14 protein-coding genes are annotated in these 13875 nt (G+C 68.3%); 6 read left to right on the forward strand and 8 right to left on the reverse strand.

What is annotated here, in order from left to right; all coding sequences use genetic code 11:
- Positions 1–3 precede the first annotated feature (3 nt).
- The 3 genes from GR316_RS09345 to rph are packed head-to-tail and all read right to left on the reverse strand — an operon-like array spanning position 4 to position 1690.
- Positions 4–375: a RidA family protein gene (locus GR316_RS09345; protein ID WP_211783662.1), complete on the reverse strand. Its 372-nt coding sequence runs from the start codon at positions 373–375 to the stop codon at positions 4–6.
- Positions 372–980 carry an RdgB/HAM1 family non-canonical purine NTP pyrophosphatase gene (gene rdgB / locus GR316_RS09350; protein WP_211783663.1) on the reverse strand — a complete coding sequence of 203 codons (609 nt, stop codon included), beginning with the start codon at positions 978–980 and terminating at the stop codon, positions 372–374. Before rdgB ends, GR316_RS09345 begins: the two co-directional genes overlap by 4 nt.
- On the reverse strand, positions 977–1690 hold the full coding sequence (rph, locus tag GR316_RS09355; RefSeq protein ID WP_211783664.1) for a ribonuclease PH: 714 nt from the start codon (positions 1688–1690) through the stop codon (positions 977–979). Before rph ends, rdgB begins: the two co-directional genes overlap by 4 nt.
- Positions 1691–1786: 96 nt before the next feature.
- Here rph and hrcA point away from each other — a divergent pair, with 96 nt between their 5' ends.
- A complete protein-coding gene (gene hrcA, locus GR316_RS09360) occupies positions 1787–2845 on the forward strand; it encodes a heat-inducible transcriptional repressor HrcA (protein ID WP_211783665.1) in 1059 nt (352 codons plus the stop codon).
- 3 nt (positions 2846–2848) lie between these two features.
- A complete protein-coding gene (locus tag GR316_RS09365) occupies positions 2849–3385 on the forward strand; it encodes a nucleotide exchange factor GrpE (RefSeq protein WP_211783666.1) in 537 nt (178 codons plus the stop codon).
- A 14-nt stretch (positions 3386–3399) separates the two neighbouring features.
- On the opposite strand, the gene mutS is transcribed toward GR316_RS09365, so the two are convergent.
- Positions 3400–5988: a DNA mismatch repair protein MutS gene (gene mutS / locus GR316_RS09370; protein WP_211783667.1), complete on the reverse strand. Its 2589-nt coding sequence runs from the start codon at positions 5986–5988 to the stop codon at positions 3400–3402.
- A gap of 104 nt (positions 5989–6092) precedes the next feature.
- Positions 6093–7316 carry an argininosuccinate synthase gene (locus GR316_RS09375; protein WP_211783668.1) on the reverse strand — a complete coding sequence of 408 codons (1224 nt, stop codon included), beginning with the start codon at positions 7314–7316 and terminating at the stop codon, positions 6093–6095.
- 114 nt (positions 7317–7430) lie between these two features.
- Between GR316_RS09375 and ilvA the strand changes: the two genes are divergently transcribed.
- Positions 7431–8678, forward strand: coding sequence for a threonine ammonia-lyase IlvA (gene ilvA, locus GR316_RS09380; protein WP_211783669.1), 1248 nt, complete (start codon positions 7431–7433; stop codon positions 8676–8678).
- Positions 8679–8685: 7 nt separating this feature from the next.
- On the opposite strand, the gene GR316_RS09385 is transcribed toward ilvA, so the two are convergent.
- Genes GR316_RS09385 through tsaD form a run of 3 tightly spaced genes read right to left on the reverse strand, consistent with a single transcriptional unit; the run spans position 8686 to position 10468 of the window.
- Positions 8686–9099: an EVE domain-containing protein gene (locus tag GR316_RS09385; RefSeq protein ID WP_211783670.1), complete on the reverse strand. Its 414-nt coding sequence runs from the start codon at positions 9097–9099 to the stop codon at positions 8686–8688.
- On the reverse strand, positions 9099–9371 hold the full coding sequence (locus tag GR316_RS09390; RefSeq protein ID WP_211783671.1) for a YciI family protein: 273 nt from the start codon (positions 9369–9371) through the stop codon (positions 9099–9101). The genes GR316_RS09385 and GR316_RS09390 overlap by 1 nt, the downstream gene beginning before the upstream one ends.
- A gap of 11 nt (positions 9372–9382) precedes the next feature.
- On the reverse strand, positions 9383–10468 hold the full coding sequence (gene tsaD, locus GR316_RS09395; RefSeq protein WP_211785178.1) for a tRNA (adenosine(37)-N6)-threonylcarbamoyltransferase complex transferase subunit TsaD: 1086 nt from the start codon (positions 10466–10468) through the stop codon (positions 9383–9385).
- 46 nt (positions 10469–10514) lie between these two features.
- Between tsaD and GR316_RS09400 the strand changes: the two genes are divergently transcribed.
- Genes GR316_RS09400 through GR316_RS09410 form a run of 3 tightly spaced genes read left to right on the forward strand, consistent with a single transcriptional unit; the run spans position 10515 to position 13833 of the window.
- A complete protein-coding gene (locus GR316_RS09400; RefSeq protein WP_211783672.1) occupies positions 10515–11213 on the forward strand; it encodes a uroporphyrinogen-III synthase in 699 nt (232 codons plus the stop codon).
- A gap of 41 nt (positions 11214–11254) precedes the next feature.
- Positions 11255–12382: a COG4223 family protein gene (locus GR316_RS09405; protein WP_211783673.1), complete on the forward strand. Its 1128-nt coding sequence runs from the start codon at positions 11255–11257 to the stop codon at positions 12380–12382.
- A complete protein-coding gene (locus GR316_RS09410) occupies positions 12382–13833 on the forward strand; it encodes a heme biosynthesis protein HemY (protein ID WP_211783674.1) in 1452 nt (483 codons plus the stop codon). Before GR316_RS09405 ends, GR316_RS09410 begins: the two co-directional genes overlap by 1 nt.
- Positions 13834–13875 lie beyond the last annotated feature (42 nt).

Raw genomic sequence — 13875 nt, forward strand, 5'->3', positions numbered from 1 at the left:
CTGTCAGCCCTTCAGCGCCGTGACTTCGATCTCGATCAGCATTTCCGGGCGGATCAGGTCCGCGATCACCATGGTGGCGGCGGGGCGGATCTCGGCGAAGGCTTCGGCCAGCGCGGGCAGCAGATCGTCGAAGAGCGCGGCGTCGGACAAGGTGTACTGCACGCGCACCACGTCGGACATGGCGAAGCCGCCCTCGGTCAGGGCCTTCTGGATGGTGGCGAAGGCGTTGCGCGCCTGATCGGCCACACCTTCGGGCATGACGCCGTCCGCGCCATAGCCGGTGGTGCCCGACACGAAGCACCAGTCGCCCTTCACGACGGCGCGCGAATAGCCCATCTTCGCCTCGAACGGCGAGCCGGAGGAAATCAGTTTCACGAGAAACATCCTTTGACGAGTTTGCGGAACGCATCCGCACGGTGGGAGATGGTGTTCTTCTGCTCGGGCGTCATCTCGCCCAAGGTGGTGTCGAAGCCGTCCGGTTGGAAGATCGGATCGTATCCATGGCCCTGCGCGCCGCGCATCGGCCAAACGACCTGACCGTCCAGACGGCCGACGCAGACCTCGTCATGCCCGTCCGGCCATGCCAGCACCAACGTCGCGTTGAACTGTGCCGTGCGGGGGAAGGGGGCGCTCGCGGCCTCCAGCTTTTCCCAGACGAGGCGCATGGCCATGGCGAAATCGCGCCCGCTGCCGGTTTCGGCCCAATCGGCGGTGTACACGCCCGGCGCGCCGTCCAGCGCGTCGATGGTGATGCCGCTGTCATCGGCAAGGGCGGGCAGGCCCGTCGCCCGCGCGGCCGCATGGGCCTTGATGCGGGCATTGCCGACGAAGGTCTGTTCCGTCTCGGCCGGTTCGGGCAGGGCGTGATCGTGCAGCCCCTCCACCGTGATGCCGAGCGGGGCCATCAGCGCCCGCATCTCCGCCAGCTTGCCGGCATTGCCGGTGGCGAAGAGGAGGCGATCCCCCTCGAAGCGCCTCATGCCAGCGCCGCCTTCTGCGCGGCGACCAGCGCCTCGCTGCCCGCTTCGGCCAGATCCAGGAGTTCGATCATCTCCCCGCGCGAGAAGGTGGCCCCTTCGGCGGACATCTGCACCTCGATCAGGCGCCTCGAGCCGGTCAGGATGAAGTTGCCATCGGTCCCGGCGGTCGAATCCTCGGCGTAATCGAGATCGAGGACCGGCTGCCCGCCATAGATGCCGCAGGACACCGCCGCCACATGGTCGATGATCGGGTCGGACACGATCGTGCCGGTCTTCAGCAGCTTGTTCACCGCCAGACGCAGCGCGACCCAGCCGCCGGTGATGGAGGCGCAGCGCGTTCCGCCATCGGCTTGCAGCACGTCGCAATCCACGGTGATCTGCCGTTCGCCAAGGGCGCTGCGATCCACGCCGGCACGCAGGGCCCGGCCGATCAGGCGCTGGATTTCCTGCGTGCGGCCCGACTGTTTGCCAGCCGCAGCTTCGCGGCGGTTGCGGGTGTTCGTGGCGCGCGGCAGCATTCCGTATTCCGCCGTCACCCAGCCGAGGCCGGTGTTGCGCAGGAACGACGGGGGCTTCTCCTCGATGGAGGCGGTGCAGAGCACATGCGTGTCGCCCATGCGGATCAGGCACGATCCTTCGGCATGCTTGGTCACGCCGGTCTCGATGACCACATCGCGCATCTGGTTCAGGGAACGGCCGGAGGGACGCATGGTTGGCTCCTTTATCTGGTGGGCCCAGATACCGTCCGGGTGCCTTGCGATGCAAGCCGGATTGACGTTCGCGCCCCGCGCCCCCTAATTGAGACCATGCCCGATGCCCAGAAGATCCTGTCCGATATGAACGAACGGTCGCGCGAAGTGTTTCGCCGCGTGGTCGAAGGCTATCTCGACAGCGGGGAGCCCGTGGGCTCGCGCACGCTGACGCGTGTCATGAACGAAAAGATCAGCGCGGCCACCGTCCGCAACGTCATGCAGGATCTGGAGCATCTGGGCCTGCTCGACAGTCCGCATGTCTCGGCGGGGCGGGTTCCGACGCAGCTTGGCCTGCGGATGTTCGTGGATGGCCTGCTGGAGGTCGGTCAGGTCTCGGAGGCGGACCGCGAGCGGATCGACGCCAGCGGCGATGACAGCGATGTGGCGACGCTGCTCGACCGGGTGGGCAAGACGCTGTCGGGCATCACGCGCGGCGCGAGCCTCGTGCTCGCACCCAAGCAGGAAGCGCCGATCCGGCATATCGAGTTCGTGAGCCTTGGGGCCGAACGCGCGCTGGTGGTGCTGGTCTTTGCCGATGGTCAGGTGGAGAACCGGGTGTTCCAGCCGCCACCCGGTCAGACCGCCTCGTCGATGCGGGAGGCGGCGAACTTCCTCAACGCGCTGGCGGGCGGGCGCACGCTTTCGGAACTGCGCCAGACCATCGTGCAGGACATGACCCGCCGCCGCCAAGAGATCGACGTGCTGGCGCAGGCGCTGGTCGATGCGGGCCTTGCGCTGTGGGAAAACCCCGGCGAGCAGTCCGAGCGGCTGATCGTGCGCGGGCAGGCGAACCTTCTGGAAGGGGATGCGCGGGATGTGGACCGCATCCGCAGCCTGTTCGAGGATCTGGAGATGAAGCGCGACATCGCCGAATACCTGCACCTTGCCGAAGCGGGCGACGGCGTGCGGATTTTTATCGGCTCCGAGAACAAGCTTTTCTCACTTTCGGGTTCCTCTTTAGTGGTGTCTCCTTATATGAACGCCGATCGTAAGATCATTGGCGCGGTGGGCGTCATCGGGCCGACGCGGCTGAATTACGGGCGCATCGTGCCCATTGTCGATTACACCGCCCAACTGGTCGGGCGCCTCGTGTCGCAGCGGGGGAAGGGATGAAAGATGACGGACGAACATAAAGACGATCTGAGCGAAGCCGCCGATATCCTCGAGGGCGGCGCACCGGAACTGGACGAGCTGGAGGCCCTGCGGGCCGAGCGGGACGAGATGCGCGACCGCTTCATGCGCGCCTTGGCCGATGCCGAGAATGCCCGCAAGCGCGCCGACCGCGACCGGCGCGAGGCCGAGAATTACGGCGGCACGCGCCTTGCGCGCGATCTGCTGCCCGTACACGACAACCTGCGCCGCGCGCTGGAGCATGCGACCGACGAACAGCGGGCCGCGGCCTCCGCGCTTCTGGAAGGCGTGGAGCTGACCATGCGCGAACTCTTGAAGGTCATGGACAAGCATGGCGTGAAGGCCATCTCGCCGCAGGTCGGGGACGTGTTCGATCCCCAGCAGCACGAGGCGATGTTCGAAGCCCCCGTGCCCGGCACCACCGCCGGTCAGATCATTCAGGTGATGACCGAAGGCTTCATGATCCACGACCGTCTTCTGCGCCCGGCGCAGGTCGGCGTGTCCTCCACACCCGCCAGCTGAGCGATCGGCGCGGCCTAGAGCAGGCCGCGCAATTCGTAGATCAGCTTCAGCGCCTCCATCGGCGTCAGATCGTCGGGATGGACGGTCTTCAGCCGCTCCTCCACCACCGACGGGGCGGGCGGCGCGGGGGGCGGGCTGCGGAACAGCGGCAGATCGTCGATCAGCGCCGTCTTGCGCGTGCCGTCCCGGTCCCCCGTTTCCAGCGTTTCGAGGATGGTGCGGGCGCGCGCGATCACCGGGGCGGGCAGCCCCGCCAGCCGCGCCACCTGCACCCCATAGGACCGGTCAGCCGCGCCGCGCCGCACCTCGTGCAGGAAGATCACCTCGCCATTCCATTCGCGCACCGAAACGGTCGCGTTCTCCACCCCGGACAGCTTGGCCGAGAGGGCCGTCATCTCGTGGTAATGGGTGGCAAACAGCGCGCGGCAGCGATTCGTGTCGTGCAGATGCTCGAGCGTCGCCCAGGCGATCGACAGGCCGTCATAGGTGGCGGTGCCGCGCCCGATCTCGTCCAGAATCACCAAGGCGCGGTCATCGGCCTGATTGAGGATGGCGGCGGTCTCCACCATCTCCACCATGAAGGTGGAGCGGCCCCGCGCCAGATCGTCCGCCGCGCCGACCCGGCTGAAGAGCTGGCTGACCAGCCCCAGATGGGCGTGCCGCGCCGGAACGAAGCTGCCCGCCTGCGCCAAAAGGGCGATCAGGGCGTTCTGCCGCAGGAAGGTCGATTTGCCCGCCATGTTCGGCCCGGTCAGCAGCCACATCGCGGGCGTCGCATCCTCGGTCAGGGCGCAGTCATTCGCCACGAACACCTCGCCCTTGCGGCGCAGCGCGCGTTCGACCACCGGATGGCGGCCCTGTTCCACATGAAACGCGCGGCTGTCGTCGATCCGGGGTTCGGTCCAATCCTCGGTCGCGGCCAGATCGGCCAGTGCGCCCGCCACATCCAGCACCGCCAGCGCGCGGGCCGCCGTGCCGATGGCCGCCGCCGCGCGCAAGATCTCGTCGCGCAGGGCCGCGAAATGCCGCCGCTCCAGGTCCAGCGCATGGCCGGCGGCGTTCAGGATGCGCGTCTCCAGTTCCGACAGTTCCAGCGTGGTGAAGCGGACCTGATTGGCGGTGGTCTGGCGGTGGATGAACCCGGCGCTGCGCAGCGTCGCCTCATGCGTCGTCGTCACCTCGATGAAATAGCCAAGGACGTTGTTGTGCTTGATCTTCAGGCTTTGCACGCCCGTCGCGGCAATGAACTCGGCCTGCATCCGGGCGATGATGCCGCGCCCTTCGTCGCGCAGGCGGCGCGTGGCATCCAGATCGGGATCGTATCCTTCGGCGATGAAATTGCCGTCGCGCACCAGCAGCGGCGGTTCGGCGACGAGGGCACGCTCTAGGAGCCCGGTCAGCGCGTCATGGCCCGACAGCGCCGTCAGCGCCTCGGCCAGGTGCGGCGGCGGGGCGGGCAGCACGATACGCTGCGCCTGCGTCAGGCCGGCGCGGATGGCGGCCATGTCGCGCGGGCCCGCCCGGTCGAGGGCGAGGCGTTGCAGCGCCCGGTCCATATCCGGCACGCGGCGGAGAATGTCGCGCAGCTTGTCCCGCAGGCCGGTGTTCAGAAGAAAGCGCACCCCCTCCAGCCGGGCATGGACGATCCCCAGATCGCAGGACGGGGCGGCAAGGCGCCGTTCCAGAAGCCGCGCGCCCGGCGCCGTCACCGTCCGGTCGATCGCCGCCAGAAGCGAGCCTTCGCGCCCGCCCGACAGCGCCTGCGCGATCTCGAGGTTGCGGCGGGTCGCGGCGTCGATCTGCATGGTGGCGCCCGGCACTTCGCGCACGGGCGGGCGCAGCAGCGGCAGCTTGCCGCGCTGGGTCAGGTCCAGATAATCGACCATCGCGCCAAGGGCCGCGATCTCGCAGCGGGTGAAGGCTCCGAAAGCCTGCAGCGCGCCCACCTGCCACAGATCGCGCAAACGCCGATCGGCCGAGGTGCTGTCGAAGCTGGATTTCGCCAGCGGCGTCACCGCCGCGCCCGTTTCGGCCAGAAGCGGGCCGAGATCGTCCATCTGCGCCTCGCTCACCAGCACCTCGCGCGGGGCAAGGCGCGCGATCTCCGGCAAGAGGCGGGGAAGCGGGCAGGGCATGACCCGCAATTCCCCGGTGGAGATGTCGGTCCATGCCAGCGCGCCCTCGTCCCGGATGCGGGCATAGGTGACGAGGAAGTTGTGCCGCCGCGCCTCCAGCAAGGCATCTTCGGTCAGGGTGCCGGGCGTGACGAGCCGCACCACCTCGCGCCGCACGACGGATTTGGAGCCGCGCTTCTTCGCTTCGACCGGATCCTCCATCTGCTCGGCGATGGCAACGCGAAAGCCCTTGCGGATCAGCCCCAGAAGATAGCCTTCGGCGGCATGGGCGGGCACGCCGCACATGGCGATATCCTCGCCCAGATGCTTGCCGCGCTTGGTCAGCGCGATGTCCAACGCCTCGGCCGCAAGCACGGCGTCGTCGAAGAACATCTCGTAGAAGTCGCCCATGCGATAGAAGAGCAGCGCCGCCGGATGCTGCGCCTTGATCTCTAGGTACTGCGCCATCATGGGCGTCGGCTCGGTCATGCTCGTCCTCCGGCTGTTGGGCGCGTTCTACGACGCCGGGGGCGATGTCGCAACGCGGCCGGGGCGGCGGGCCGTATGGAAAAGGCGCCCCGAAGGGCGCCCCGTCATTTCACCCGTGCATCGCGCGTGGCCAGAAGCTTCAGCCGCAGGGCGTTCAGCTTGATGAAGCCCGCCGCGTCCTTCTGGTCATAGGCGCCGGCATCGTCCTCGAAGGTCACATGCGCCTCGGAATAGAGCGAGTGGTCCGACCAGCGGCCGACGCAGGTCGCAAGACCCTTGTAGAGCTTGAGGCGGACCGTGCCGGTCACATGCTCTTGGCTCTTGTCGATCAGGGCTTGCAGCATCTCCCGCTCGGGCGAGAACCAGAAGCCGTTGTAGATCAGCTCGGCATAGCGCGGCATCAGGCTGTCTTTGAGGTGGCCTGCGCCCGAATCCAGCGTGATCTGCTCGATGCCGCGATGGGCCTCCAGCAGGACGGTGCCGCCGGGGGTTTCGTAGATGCCGCGGGATTTCATGCCGACGAAGCGGTTCTCGACGAAGTCCAGACGGCCGATACCGTGCTTGCCGCCCAGCTCGTTCAGCTTGGTCAGGATCGTGGCGGGGGACATCGCTTCGCCATCGATGGCGACCGCATCGCCCTTCTCGAAGGTGACTTCGATGAATTCGGGCGTGTCCGGCGCATCCTCGGGGGCGACGGTGCGCTGATAGACGTAGTCGGGCGCAGCCTCGGCCGGGTTCTCCAGCGCCTTGCCCTCGGATGAGGTGTGCAGCAGGTTCGCGTCCACGCTGAACGGGGCTTCGCCGCGCTTGTCCTTGGCGATCGGGATCTGGTTCGCCTCGGCGAATTCCAGCAGCTTCGTCCGGCTCGTCAGGTCCCATTCGCGCCACGGCGCGATCACCTTGATCTCGGGGTTCAGCGCATAGGCCGACAGTTCGAACCGGACCTGATCGTTGCCCTTGCCGGTCGCGCCATGCGCCACGGCGTCTGCGCCGGTTTCGCGCGCGATCTCCACCAGCCGCTTGGAGATGAGCGGCCGCGCGATGGAGGTGCCGAGCAGATAGAGCCCTTCGTAGAGCGCATTGGCGCGGAACATCGGGAAGACGAAATCGCGCACGAATTCCTCGCGCACGTCTTCGATGAAGATGTTCTCGGGCTTGATGCCCAGAAGCTCGGCCTTCTTGCGGGCGGGGTCCAGCTCTTCGCCCTGACCGAGATCCGCGGTGAAGGTCACGACCTCGCAGCCGTATTCGGTCTGCAGCCACTTCAGGATGATAGAGGTGTCCAGACCACCAGAATAGGCAAGGACGACTTTCTTGGGCGCGGGCATGGGCAGGCTCCGGGGACAATGATCGTTGGCCCGCGATAATGCCTTTGGTTCTTTGAGACAAGGCCGCAGATTCCGCTTGAAGCTGGCAGGGACGCGCGCCTATCGTCCCGCACCATGACCGAATTCACCGCCGCCGCCCGCGCCGCCACCGCCGCCCTGCGTGATCTGTTCCCGCAGACGCCGCTGCAACGCAACGACTATCTGTCGAACCGCTTCGACGCCGATATCTGGCTGAAGCGCGAGGATCTGAGCCCGGTGCGCAGCTTCAAACTGCGCGGCGCTTTCAATGCGATGCGCAAGGTGCGCGAAAGCCATCCCGAGCAGACGCGCTTCGTCTGCGCCAGCGCCGGCAACCATGCGCAGGGCATGGCCTATTCGTGCCGGCATTTCGGGGTGCAGGGCACGATCTTCATGCCCATCACCACCCCGCAGCAAAAGATCGACAAGACGCGCACCTTCGGCGGCGATTGGGTGAAAGTCGTCCTGACGGGCGATTATTTCGACCGGACGCTCGCCGCCGCGAAGGCGTGGTGCGAGACGGAGGGCGCGCATTTCCTTGCCCCCTTCGACGATGAGGACGTGATCGAGGGCCAAGCCTCGGTCGGGGTGGAGATGCTGGAGCAGCTTGGCCGCGCGCCCGATATGGTGCTGCTGTCGGTCGGTGGGGGCGGGCTTGCGGCGGGCGTGTCGCAATATCTGCGCGCGCAGTCGCCGCAGACTCAGTTCCGCTTCGTCGAACCGCAGGGCGGCGCATCGCTGCGCGCGGCGCTGCTGGCGGGTCGGCCGATGCCGCTCGACACCGTGGACAGCTTCGTGGATGGCGCGGCGGTCGCGCGCATCGGCGACGCGCCGTTCCGCGCACTGTCTTGGGCCTTCCCCGATCAGGTTCTGCTGGCCCCCGAGGACCGCATCTGCGTCACCATGGTCGATATGCTGAACGTCGAGGGCGTCGTCTTGGAACCGGCGGGCGCCATGCCGATCAGCGCGCTGGCCGATCTTGGCCCCGCGATCCGGGGCAAGACGGTGGTCTGCGTCGTTTCGGGCGGGAATTTCGACTTCGAGCGTCTGCCCGAGGTGAAGGAACGCGCCCAGCGTTATGTCGGCCTGAAGAAGTATCTGCTGCTGCGTCTGCCGCAGCGTCCGGGCGCGCTGCGCGATTTCCTGATGCTGCTCGGCCCCGATGACGACATCGCGCGCTTCGAATATCTGAAGAAATCGGCCCGCAACTTCGGCTCCATCCTCTTGGGGATCGAAACGAAGGCGCCGGAGAATTTCCCGCTCCTCTTCGCCAAGATGGAAGAGGAGGGGATGGCCTTCCGCGACATCACGCAGGACGCGCTCTTGGGCGAATATCTGATCTGACGGGGCCCTAAAGCCCCGCCATCTTGCAGATGAAGTCCCACTCCTCGTCGCGCACGGGTTGTACGGACATGCGCGAATTGCGCACCAGCACCATATCGGCCAGTTCGGGGGTCTGCTTGACCTCCTCCAGCGTGATGGGGCGGGGGACGGGCTGCACGGCCTTGATGGTCACGCAGTCCCATTTGGGATCGTCCGCCGTGCTGTCGGGGGCGCTTTCGGCGCAGACCTCGACGATGCCGACGATCTCCTTGCCGATGTTCGAGTGGTAGAAGAACCCGCGATCGCCCACCTTCATCGCCCGCATGTTGTTGCGGGCCTGATAGTTGCGCACCCCGGTCCATTCCTCGCCGGCCTCGCCCTTGGCCACCTGCTGATCCCAGCTCCAAGCGTCGGGTTCGGATTTGAACAACCAGAAGGCCATCAGCCGATCACCCGCTTCCATTCGAGGATCTGCACATCCTCAAACAGGCCTGCCTTGGCATAGGGGTCGTCCGCCGCCCATGTCTTGGCAAGGTCCATGTTCTCGACGTTCAGCACCACGAGCGAGCCGCACATCTCGCCCTTGTCGTTCAGGAAGGGACCGGCAAAGGCGACGACGCCGGTCTTTTCGGCATAGGCCAGATGGGCCGCGCGGTTTTCCATCCGGGTGGCAAGGGCGCCGTGCTTGTCACGGCAGATCAGGGCAACCTGCATCTCATGTCTCCTCAGGCTTTGGCCCCCTTGCGGCCCGCGCCGACAAGGGGGGCTGCGTTCTGATCCAACGGCCAGCGCGGGCGGGCCACCAGATCCATTCCGTCGCGTCCGCCGGCGCGGAAACGTTCGATCCCGGCAAAGGCGATCATGGCGGCGTTGTCGGTGCAGAGCGCGATCGGCGGCGCGACGAAGGCCGCCCCGGCCTTGGCGGCCACCGCCGTCAGCCGGGCGCGAATCCGGGTGTTCGCCGCCACGCCCCCCGCCACCGCAAGGGCCGGGCGATCCGCCCCTTCGGCCATATAGAGCGCCAGCGCGCGGCGGGTCTTTTCCTCCAGCACATCGGCGACGGCCATCTCGAAGGCGGCGCACAGATCCGCGCGGTCCTGCTGGAACAGCCCGCCTTGCGCCGCCACCAGCCGGTCGCGTTCGCGCAGAAGGGCGGTCTTCAGGCCGGAAAAGCTCATATCGCAGCCGGGCCGGTCCAGAAGCGGGCGGGGCAGGGCGAAGCGGGCGGGATCGCCGCGCTCGGCCTCGCGGCTGACGGCGGGGCCGCCCGGTTGCGGCAGCCCAAGGAGTTTCGCGGTCTTGTCGAAGGCCTCGCCCGGGGCATCGTCGATGGACCCGCCCAGCCGCACGAAGGATTCGGCGCCCCGCACGATCAGGAACTGGCAATGCCCGCCCGAGATGAGGAGCATCAGATACGGATAGTCCAGCCCGTCCGTCAGGCGCGGGGTCAGCGCATGGCCGGCAAGGTGGTTCACGCCCACCAGCGGCAGGCCCGTCGCCGCCGCCAGCCCCTTGGCCAGCATCACCCCCGACAGAACGCCCCCGATCAGCCCCGGCCCGGCCGTCACCGCGATCCCGTCCAAATCGGCCAGCGTGAGGCCGGCCTCGCGCAGGGCCTGCTCGGCGCACCCGTCCAGCCGCTCGGCATGGGCGCGGGCGGCGATTTCGGGAACGACCCCGCCAAAGGCCGCATGCAGCGCCGTCTGCCCCTCCACGACGGAGGAAAAGATGGTGCCGTCGCCGCGCACCACGGCGGCGGCGGTGTCATCGCAGCTGCTTTCGATGCCAAGGAAGATCGGATCGGTGCTCATGCTCTGCCGGTTGAAGGGGTTCGCGGGCAGATGTAACCTGCCCGCCATGTCCCGGCAATCCCGCCCGCCCGTCCTTCTGACCCGCCCTGCCGCTGCCGCTGCGCGCGATGCGCAGGGGCTGGACGGGCCGGTCGTCCTGTCGCCGCTGGCCGAACCAGAGGTGCTGTGCCCCGAATTGCCGCCGGCGGATGGGCTGATCTTCACCTCGGCCCGTGCCGCCTCGGCGCTGGGCGGGCGATGCCCGGCCCTTCGGGCATGGTGCGTCGGTGCCCGCACCGCCGAGGCGGCCCGCGCGGCCGGGTTCGATGCGGTGTCCGCCGATGGCGATGCCGAGGCGCTGATCGCCCTTTTGCTGAAGGCGCGGCCGGATGGGGTGCTTTTGCACGCGCGGGGGGAGGAGACGCGCGGCGATGTCGCGGCCCGGCTGACCGCCGCAGGCCTTCGGGTGGCGGAGGCGGTGGTCTATCGCATGGCCCCCAAACCTCTGTCCGAAGAGGCGAAGGCCCTTCTTTTCAACGCGGCGGAGGTGATCGTGCCGCTGCATTCCCCGGCCTCGGCCCGCCGTTTCGCCATGGCCGCTGCGGGGGCGCGCGCGAGGCTGCGCCTTGCCTGCCTTTCGCCCGCCGTGGCCGCCGCCGCACCCCCCGCCGCCGAGACGCGCATCGCCGCCCGTCCGGACGCCCCATCCATGCACGCGCTTGTCACGGCGATGCAAAGGCTTGAGACCTCAACGCCACAGGGCTAGTTTCAACCGCACATACCCTTTGGAAGCGCGAAAGGCACGGCATGGCAAACGACGACACCCGCCCCGAAAAACCGGAGTCCGAGGTCAAGCCCTCCGTCCCGGCATCCGAGGCGCGGTCCGATGCGCCCGTGACCGACCCCGATACCACGGTCGCAGCGACGGCCGATGCGGAGGAGGGCGGCGTCAAGGCCGACCGCGTGACCCCCGAGGCGGATCGCCCGGACGAGCCGCCGACGCTGACGAAGGCGCCCGAACCGGCCGCTGCGGCCCCGGCGCCCGCCCCGGCCCGGCGCCGCGCGATCTTCGTGCCGCTGGTCGCGGGCGGGCTGATCGCCGCCGCGCTGGGCTTTGCGCTTGCCAAATGGACGCCCGAAGGCTGGCCCATGCAGGACAACGCCCCGCTTCAGGCCGAAATCCAGCGTCAGGCACAGGAGATCACGGCCCTGCGCGACCGCGTCGCATCGCTGTCGGCCCCCAACATCACGCCGCTGGAACAGCGTGTGACCGCGCTGGAGGAGGGCCGCGTCGATCCTGAGGCGATCCGCGCCGAGATCGACGAGTTGCGTCAGAAGATCAACGACGACGGCATCCCCGCCGATCTGCAGGCCACGATCGACGACACGCGCCAGCAACTGGACGCAGCCCGCCAGCAGGCGGCCGAGCTTCAGCGGCAGGCCGAGGATTCGGCCCGCGCCACCACCGTCGCCGCCGCCCAGAACCGCATCGCCGCCGCGCTCGATAGCGGCACGCCCTTTGGCGCGGCGCTGCAGAATCTAACGGATGCCGGGGTGGATGTGCCGCAGGGCCTTGCGGACAATGCCGGCGGCGTGCCCGCCCTGACCAGCCTGCAACAATCCTTCCCCGATGCCGCGCGCGCCGCGCTCGAAGCCTCGCTTCGGGCCGACAGCGGCGCGACATGGGGGGAGCGGACGCGCGCCTTCCTGCGCAGCCAGACGGGCGCCCGCTCGCTCGCCCCGCGCGAGGGGGACGACCCCGATGCGATCCTGTCGCGCGCCGAGGCGGCGCTGGGCAATGGCGACATCGCCGGCGCCCTCGACGAGATCCGCGCCCTGCCGCTCGAAGGTCAGGCCGCCATGTCCGACTGGCGTGCCGAGGCGGGTCGCCGACTGGCGGCGGTGGAGGCCATGACCTCGTTGGAGGATCGCTGATGCTGTGGTCGCTGCTGAAGGTTCTGATCTTCGTCGCCGTCATCGCGGGCGTCAGCCTGACCGCGAGTTGGCTGCTCGATACCGGGGACGGCATCCGCCTGACGGTGTCGGGGATGGAGCTGACGCTGGGGCCGGTCCAGACGCTGATCCTCGCGCTTCTGATCATCTTCGTGCTGTGGCTGGTGCTGAAGGTGGCGGCGCTGGTCGTGGCGCTGTTCCGCTTCCTCAACGGCGATGAAACCGCGCTCAGCCGCTATTTCGACCGCAACCGCGACCGCAAGGGCCGCGAGGCGCTGTCGGATGCGCTTCTGGCGCTCGCCTCGGGGGAGCCGAAGCTGGCGCTGTCGCGGGCGGAAACGGCGGACAAGCTGCTGGATCAGCCGCATATGACGGCGCTGGTCCGGGCGCAGGCCGCCGAGCAGGCGGGGGAGCGCGGCAAGGCCGAAGAGGCGTGGAAGACGCTTCTGGCCGATCACCGCACCCGGTTCGTCGGCATCCGCGGCCTTTTGCAGCAAAAGCTGGACGAAGGCGACACCGCCACGGCGCTGAAGCTGGCGGAACGCGCCTTCGCGCTGAAGCCCAAGCATCCCGAGACGCAGGACATCCTGCTGAAGCTGCAGGCCGACAGCGCCGATTGGCAGGGCGCCCGCCAGACGCTGGAGGCCAAGCGCCGGGCCGGCGCGCTGCCCAAGGCCGTGTATCAACGGCGCGATGCGGTTCTGGCCCTGCAGCAAGCCCGCACCATCATGGAAGATCGCGCCTCCATCGAGGCGCGCGAGGCCGCGATCGAGGCGAACAAACTCTCGCCCGATCTGATCCCGGCGGCGGTGCTGGCCGCCCGCTCCTATATTGAGCAGGGCAATCCCCGCCACGCCGCCCGCATCCTGCGCAAGGCGTGGGAGGTGCAGCCCCATCCCGATCTGGCCGGTGCCTTCGCCGAGATCGCCCCGGACGAGACGCCCGAACAGCGCCGCAAACGCTTCGTGCCGCTGACCGACGTGCATCCCGACAATCCCGAATCAATGATGCTGAAGGCCGAGCTCGCCATCGCCGCCGAGGATTTCCCCGATGCCCGCCGCGCCATCGGTCGGCTGCCGGTGGATCATTCCACCGTCCGCTCGTTGACGATCATGGCCGCGATCGAGCGGGGCGAGGGCGCCGACGACGCCGTGGTGCGCGGCTGGCTGACCCGCGCGCTGAGCGCGCCGCGCGGCCCGCAATGGTGCTGCGACAAATGTCAGGCGGCGCATGCCCAATGGGCGCCGATCTGCGACAATTGCGGCGGCTTCGACACGCTGACATGGCGCGAGCCTGCGGACATGTCGGGATCGGGCACCTCGGGCGCGGAACTGCTGCCGCTGATCGTCGGTGCGCCGGTCGTGACGCACGCCGCCGAAGGCCCGCAGATGCCCCCGGAAAATGAAGTCGAGGCGGAAAAACCTGCACATTAGGACTTCACGACCCGGCGCGGGGATGCTAAAGCCCCGCCACAC

Source organism: Falsirhodobacter algicola (genome assembly GCF_018279165.1).
In the GTDB taxonomy this organism is placed as follows: Bacteria; Pseudomonadota; Alphaproteobacteria; order Rhodobacterales; family Rhodobacteraceae; genus Falsirhodobacter; species Falsirhodobacter algicola.